Annotated in this window: 5 protein-coding genes; 2 read left to right on the top strand and 3 right to left on the bottom strand. The window is 47.0% G+C overall.

The window, feature by feature from the left end; genetic code table 11:
- Positions 1 to 241: 241 nt before the first annotated feature.
- The 3 genes from AC3DOM_RS13995 to AC3DOM_RS13985 all read right to left on the bottom strand — a co-directional run bounded on the left by AC3DOM_RS13995 (position 242) and on the right by AC3DOM_RS13985 (position 4,894).
- A complete protein-coding gene (locus AC3DOM_RS13995) occupies positions 242 to 1,252 on the bottom strand; it encodes a collagen-like triple helix repeat-containing protein (RefSeq protein WP_487919662.1) in 1,011 nt (336 codons plus the stop codon).
- A 475-nt stretch (positions 1,253 to 1,727) separates the two neighbouring features.
- Positions 1,728 to 3,425, bottom strand: a complete 1,698-nt coding sequence (locus AC3DOM_RS13990; protein ID WP_487919661.1) for a NapC/NirT family cytochrome c — start codon at positions 3,423 to 3,425, stop codon at positions 1,728 to 1,730.
- A gap of 233 nt (positions 3,426 to 3,658) precedes the next feature.
- Complete coding sequence (locus tag AC3DOM_RS13985) at positions 3,659 to 4,894, bottom strand: multiheme c-type cytochrome (protein WP_487919660.1); 1,236 nt, start codon at positions 4,892 to 4,894, stop codon at positions 3,659 to 3,661.
- A 266-nt stretch (positions 4,895 to 5,160) separates the two neighbouring features.
- Here AC3DOM_RS13985 and AC3DOM_RS13980 point away from each other — a divergent pair, with 266 nt between their 5' ends.
- A complete protein-coding gene (locus AC3DOM_RS13980) occupies positions 5,161 to 6,675 on the top strand; it encodes a sensor histidine kinase (RefSeq protein WP_487919659.1) in 1,515 nt (504 codons plus the stop codon).
- Positions 6,672 to 7,356, top strand: a 685-nt coding sequence (locus AC3DOM_RS13975; RefSeq protein WP_487919658.1) for a response regulator, incomplete at its 3' end; no start/stop codon positions are given. The genes AC3DOM_RS13980 and AC3DOM_RS13975, both read left to right, overlap by 4 nt.

Genomic DNA, 7,356 nt, shown 5'->3' with positions numbered 1-7,356 from the left:
CTTATACAGGATATTAAGGTCATTTATGCCATATAACCCAATGTTATTTCGTTATATAACCCAATGCTATTGTGCATTTTGACCCAATTATTCTGTTGCCTTGGGCATTAAGCACCATCGACCCTCTATGCTAATTTTTATCAAAAACTGTAAAAACTCATAAAAACCTAAGTCAACTTAAAGAAAAAACAGGACTGCCATAAGGACAGTCCTGTTCGTGTTGCTTGTGTACTATTTATTCTTATTCAAATACTGCAAGGGAAGCTTCGAGCAATGCTCGAACGTAGGCCGGGTTGTGGACACCATGACTGGCATCTTCAACTTCGATCAGGATGTAATTCCACAAAGCCTGAGCTTGGGCTGCAGGATAGACACCTACAACGGGGTGGTCTTCTTCGAGGTCATACATGCCTTCGGCTTCAAGAAGTTCACCAAGTTCAGCAAGCATTGCGTCTACTTCGGTCTGCAAACCACTGAAATCAAAGTCTTCGATATCAGCATGGCATTCCTGGCAGGCGGCAACGTTCGGCAGGAAGGTGTGGTCCTGGCCTTCGCCAAGGTGGCAACTGACACAGGTGTCTTCAACCATTGAATAATGCGCTCCGGGTTTACCTTCAACTTCACCGGCGCCGCCAATCCCAAGCAGTGTAGCGGATTGTGGACCATGGTGCGGACCCCAGTGAGTGCTGGTCACTTCGATATTGCCATCGGCATCAGCTTCGTCTATTCCGCGGCGCGGAACGTGGCAGGTGGCACAAAGGTTACCCTTGCCACCGTCGTAGGTCACGTCTTCAAATGCGAAGACGACGGCCGGGGCACTGGTTGACAGAGCCCAGTCCGCACTCGTGTAGGATGTGTGGATCTGATGGCAGGTGCGGCAATCCTGATGGGTTACATCTGCGGCATCACCTTCATAGGTTGAGGGGTTGGCGCCAGCAGCGATCATTTTCTTGAAAGATGCGCCGGAGTGGCAACCAGTACAACCATCACGGCCACCTGCGTAAGCAGCGGCTGTGCCACTACCATGGACAGAAGTTTCCCAGGGGGTCTTCTTGCCGGTGATGATGGCGGTGTCATTATGGCATTCGGTACAGGTCAGATCAGCAGCCATGGCAGGTTCACCAGCGGGGCCAGCAGGACCTTCTGCGCCAGCAGGGCCAGCGGGGCCAGTAGGACCTTCTGCGCTACAAGCAGTTAAAATTACTGCGGCGACAAGCAATGTAGCAAAAACAAGCATTTTTTTAGTAGACATTCTTTGTATTCTCCTTTGGGTAGCGATATTGTATCTATTCAAAACACTCTTTAGTCTATACCAATAAACACCTCCTGAAAATGATAAAGATGTTCTCGATTATGAATTGCCAATCGGCAATTCTCATCTTATGTTAATATACCCAATAGTATAGCATAAGTTGTGCCAATATACCCAATACCAAAAAGTCACATATCCATGTGACTTTTTCCTCGGAAATATTTACTTTAGGACTTACGCAATCCACTTTTTTTCTCGCCGCAATGCTCAGCATTGCAGCTTGTTTACAATACCCCAACGCAGAGCATTGGGATAAGGATAATAAAAATGCGTAAGTCCTATACTTTTTATGTGGCTATAAAGTAGCTTGGTAAAAAAAAATCCCACCTGGAATTACTTGGTTTGATGAAAAATACAACCCACAACATTCGTTGGGTAGAATTAGCCATCGAATGTTGTGGGTAGGAAAAGAATTTTAATTATCGAGCGCACCCTCATCGATCCACTCAGCCAATAATTCGAGCTGCTGAGATGTGATATTCGCAAAATGCTTTCCGGTTTGAATTTCAATCAGCAGGCTATTGGCGCCATCACCAACCAGGACCACATCCCCATTGTCGCCACCTGCCATCAAACCAGCATAGCTGGAAAGATCAAGGCCAGCAGAGGCCACTGCCTGATTATGACAGGCAGTGCATAGGGCAAATATGGGTTCGATAATCGCTGCATAAGTTGGCGGTCCAGCAGAGGACGCAGGAGCCGCAACCGGTGTCGGCACAGGCGTGGGCAATTGATCCGCAAGGATTTCACGCAACCCGGGGGCGTCAAATCCGGTAAAGTCAATTACACTGCCATGGCAGGCGCTGTTTGAACAAAAAGACGTATTGCTGGTTCCACCAACATCTTCTGTTGTATGACAACTGGCGCAGGTCTGATCAAATGTCTCATTATGCAAACTGATCCAATTGGTGTTCAAATGGGATTCAGGCTCAACGCCACGATTCATATTGATATTCGCCAGAAAATCATTCGGACCAACAACGACGGGGATGGAATGGCACAGATTGCATTCCAGGCGAACAGCCTCTGCCTTTTCGTTCAAATGTTTGCCATCGTGGCAGCGGAAGCAGCCTGGGGTATTGGTATGCCCCATATTACTGGCATGTGAGTCCCAGTCAACTTCTTGCTCAATAAAAACCGAGTCTGTGTAGACTTGCCGGATCTCTTCAACCGCAGTCTCAATCTTCCCCTTATTAGCAGCATAATAATCAGAGTGATTTTCTTTGTAGTAATCTGTCAAACTGGCGATCCCAGCCAATCCTTCTTCCTGCGTAGCATAGTCGCCGCTGAGAACTTCCACACCCTTATTGTGAATATTGGGGATCTTACTGTCAACCACCATGCGCATCAGGACAGCATCCATTGATTCGCTGGGCGTATAAATGCGATGCGAAATCCGATTGTGGCAGGTGATGCAATCCATTTTTTTGAGCTCGCTATCTTTAAAGAAGGTTGAGTCGTAATCTGACTCAATATCAATATATTCGTCAAAGCTGCCATCTTCGCCTACCACACGAACATAGGGGATGCTCTGCTCACGGGAATCTGCGGCATAATAGAAAACATCGTTTTCGATATGCCAGTGAATACCGCGACCTAAACCTTCACGCTCTGAACCGCCTCCCGTTTTCAAAACAAGATAAATGCTTGAAGGAGTGTTGCTTTCATCATCATCAAAATGATTGATCTTTCTTAATGAATCATCCGAGAATTTGCTGGGGGAATGGCATTGTTCGCAAGAGAAGCTGGACGGGCGCATATTATTTGCATATATGGGATATTCGTAGGTTGTAAAAGCCAACGCGATAATATGTTTAATATCCCCGGCCTTGCGCCAAATTTGGCTGCCTATAAATGCCTCACCAATATGACACTCTACACAAGCAACCTCAGCGTGAGGTGAGACCTGATAAGCAGCATATTCAGGAGGCATGGTGTGACATGACTCGCCACAGAAGGGTGAGGAGTTTGTATACTCCCATCCATAGGCACCGCCAATCAGCAATATTACAGTAAATACCCCCAGGATTGCATAGGGCAGGATGATCATCCAACGGGGCGAACCGTCTGGCGGAAAGAAGAATTTTTTTACGAGGGCTCTTATTTTTGTCATACTATTTTCCTTTGGCAAATCGGACAAACTATTAAAACGAATACGCCAATTTAGGCGCGGATTGTGATAATAACCTTAAAAACTATTAACAGTCAAGATAAAAATTTATAAAAGTAACTTTCTGCATTCTAATCTAATTACAACAGCAGAGAGGAGGCGTCGCCTCCTCTCTGTTTCGAGCTATTACAAACATTCGTGTTAGAACAAAACTATCCTAGATAAATATTATATTTCTAGGGGCTTGCGGGACGATCGTGATAACCGTAAGCTTTTTCGATCAGTTCTTCGTCGGTCTTGACAGTCGCGGAACCACCATCAACATGGCAACTGCGGCAAGCAAAATTGAGACCAAGTTCGGACAGAGCATTCTTGCCATCTTCGGTGAATTGTCCGATCTGGGTGGGGTTGATAGCCATCAGGTGGGTGCGGATATCGCCAGTGAACATATCGATATTACCAACAGCGCTCTTGGTTACCCGCGGCATATGGCAGGAAATACATTCTGCTGCGGCCGGGTGAATGGCTGAATCCTGGTAAGCAGCCTCATTGAAGTGGCAGTTTTCGCAGGAAGTGCGGGTAACATCAACGGAAGCATCTTCTGCATTCGCTTTGCGGAGGGCAATCACGCCAGTGTGCGGATCATGGCAGACTACACAGTTGATGGTAATGTGTTTGCTCTGGAAGAGTTCTTCGTATTGCTCATGGTGTTTAATGAAACCACCACCTGAATCTACATCTTCAGAACCACCACGGAGGTGACACTCACCACAGAGAGCGGAATCGCGCTCGATATCAAGTGCTACGCCGCGGGGATCAGCAGCATGCAAGCTACCAGGACCATGGCATTCTTCACATTGAATTCCGGGCTCTGCCCAGGAACCAACGATACCAGGCATTCCCTCAGTGGGGGTATTGGGATCGTAGCCAGTGGTATGACAGCTACCGCAATCATATTTATGCTCTTCGCCAGGATGATAGGCTGCAGAGCTAGCCTCTTCTTTGCCTGGAACATTAGGATTGGCAAAGTTGAACTGACCGATATAGTCGGTATTTCCATCGCCACGGGCTCCGGGAACGCCGGTAATGACATAGCCTTCATTATCAACAAAGCGATATTTCCAGTTATAGCCACCGATGACATAGGAAATGTCGTCCCAGGTGTAACCTTCGGGAAGTTCAGTCACTTCGGTGAAGGGATATTCCGGGGGCTGACCGTCAACAACGGGGTTCAGCTTATAGGGGTGACCGGATTTCATGAAGACATCGTAGGTATCAGTGTGGCATTCACCACAGGCAGCGGAGCTGATATATTCAGCACCAGTGCCAGCAGCAGCCATTGCAGCTTCGCCAGCGGGGCCTTCAGGGCCGGCAGGGCCAGCAGGACCTTCAGGGCCTTCAGGACCAGCACATGATGCTGTGGCAAGAGCCAGTAACAACAGGCCGATCAAAATTAATGTTTTTCTAGACATTGTTTTTCTCCTCAAACATTTTTGAACTTTCTTCGAATTTCTAGCAATCTAAAGCACGAATATTTGTATTACTTCAATACACCTCTTATCTTTTTGGGTGTATTACCCCAATATCTAATCTTTATTGGGGACATTACCCAATATAATATCCCCAATAAAGATTAAAATAAAGTGAGAATACGCACAAGTTTTGTGCCAAATGTCACATGTAATGATTACAAAAACAATATTGAACCCAACCTGATTGCGGTAAAATACACAATACCATGCTTGGTCAAGAATATTCCCTCCTTTCGTTTATCATTTACTTCATTTACGGTCTGGCATTTTTTGTCATGGGAGTGGCACTATTATTAGAAACCAGCCGCTCCCCATCCCTGGCGGAAGTGAATCTGCTTTGGCCCCTGGCTATTTTCGGGATTATTCACGGCATGCATGAATGGGTGGAATTCTTTATGGAGCAAGCTTTATGGATGGGGGCAGAAATCTCAAATACGATTGCCTGGGTACGCCTAATATTGCTGGGAATATCCTTCTTATCCCTGATGATCTATGGCATTCAGGCCAGCAATTTGCACAAGAGAAAAACGATCCTCCGTCTCAGGCTTCAAATTGCAGTTCTGAGCATCTATCTCCTGGCGATCATCTTCAATACAATAATTACTTATAATGCTGTCCAGGCTGAACATCTGGTGCTGACCAACAATCTATTGCGATACTTAATCGCTGTCCCTGCGGCAGTACTTGCTTCCGTTGGCTTGCGCAGGCAAGCCAAAGAAGCGCAACAAGACGACCGTAACCAGTTGGTTGCAAACCTGAATTGGGCAGCTTTTGGTTTTGGCATTTATGGCTTAAGCCAACTGTTTGTATCGCCACTTGCCACCTTCCCCGCTCGATATATTAACAGCCAGGCTTTTTTTTATCTTACGGGAATCCCGCTTGAAGCCGTACGCTCATTTGCAGCGCTGATGATCACAGTAGGATTGGTGCGTGCTATTCAAGCCATCGAAATTGAAAGGCAAGAGCAGCTTTCAAGTGTACAGGAAGCTCGTGTTCAGGCATTGGAACAGGTCCAGGGGGAATTGGCTGCCCGCGAAGAGTTGCGTCGCGAATTACTCCGACACACTGTTCAGGCGCAAGAGGATGAGCGTGCTCGCATCTCCCGTGAACTGCATGATGAAACCGCACAGGTTCTCTCTGCATTTTCATTGGAATTGGCAGCGCTGAGTCATAGATTGGATGAGGAAAGCGGCGACCTTCTCCCGAGGCTTGCTCATTTGCAAAACCTGAGCAAGGATATGTCTCAGGGCATCTACCGTTTGGTACACGATCTGCGCCCGGCACAACTCGATGACTTTGGCTTGGTTCCGGCCCTCCAGAATTTGATCGGACGAGAGTGCTGCCAGATGGAACTGGATGTCTCCTTAAATGTGGAAGGTACATCACAACGAGTGGATCCGCTTATTGAAACCGTGCTTTTCCGGGTAGCACAATCAGCACTTAGAAACGTATCACTCCATGCAGAAACAGAAAAAGCTGAGGTCAAAATTTGTTTCGCTGAAGATTCGGTCACCCTCGATATCCAGGATAATGGTATCGGATTTGATCCTGCGGTCCCCTTTATCCCGCCCAGTGGTTGGGGGTTGGCAGGAATGCGTGAACGTGTTGAATCTGTAGACGGTCAATTTCAATTAGATTCGTCCCCCGGTAAAGGCACAACCATAAAAATTACGATCCCCTGTGCCACCACACATACAAAAGACGAGGAGCAAGCCCAATGAATAATTCTATCCGTGTAATGCTGGTGGATGATCACGATGTCATCCGTTTTGGATTAAAATCTTTTTTGGATACCCAAGATGGGATTGACGTTGTTGCAGAGGCTAGCAATGGTGAAGAAGCGATCAGCTTTGCAATAGAAACCCAACCAGATGTAATTCTCATGGACATCAGTATGCCTGGTATGGATGGCATGGAAGCCACTCGCCAAATAAAAACGCGCTGTCCGAACTGCCTTGTGTTGGCGCTGACAGTCCACGAAGATAAGGAATATTTTATCCAAATGCTGGCAGCGGGCGCATCGGGTTATATCACCAAACAAGCCGCATCTGACGAGCTGGTTTTAGCTATCGAAACAATTGCTCAGGGCCATGTATATTTGCAACCAGCCCTCGCCCGTTGGCTGCTGGATGATTATCAGCGCCTGAGTAACAAGTTCCCTACTGACCTAAATAAGATTAGCGGGGAGAATACTCACCTGGGCGATCTGGATGTACTCAGCCAACGCGAGCGTCAGGTTCTGGAAATGGTGGCAGATGGACATAATAATACTTATATCGGTGAGGCTTTGGGCCTCAGCCCAAAAACCATCGCTCGTCATCGTGAGCGGATCATGAATAAACTCAATATGCACTCTCGGACTGAATTGGTCAAGTTTGCAATTCGAACGGGATTGATCCAAC

It is taken from the genome of Candidatus Desulfolinea nitratireducens, assembly GCF_982879505.1.
Note: the sequence above shows the minus strand (reverse complement) of the source record. Positions and strands in the feature narration are given on the sequence as shown.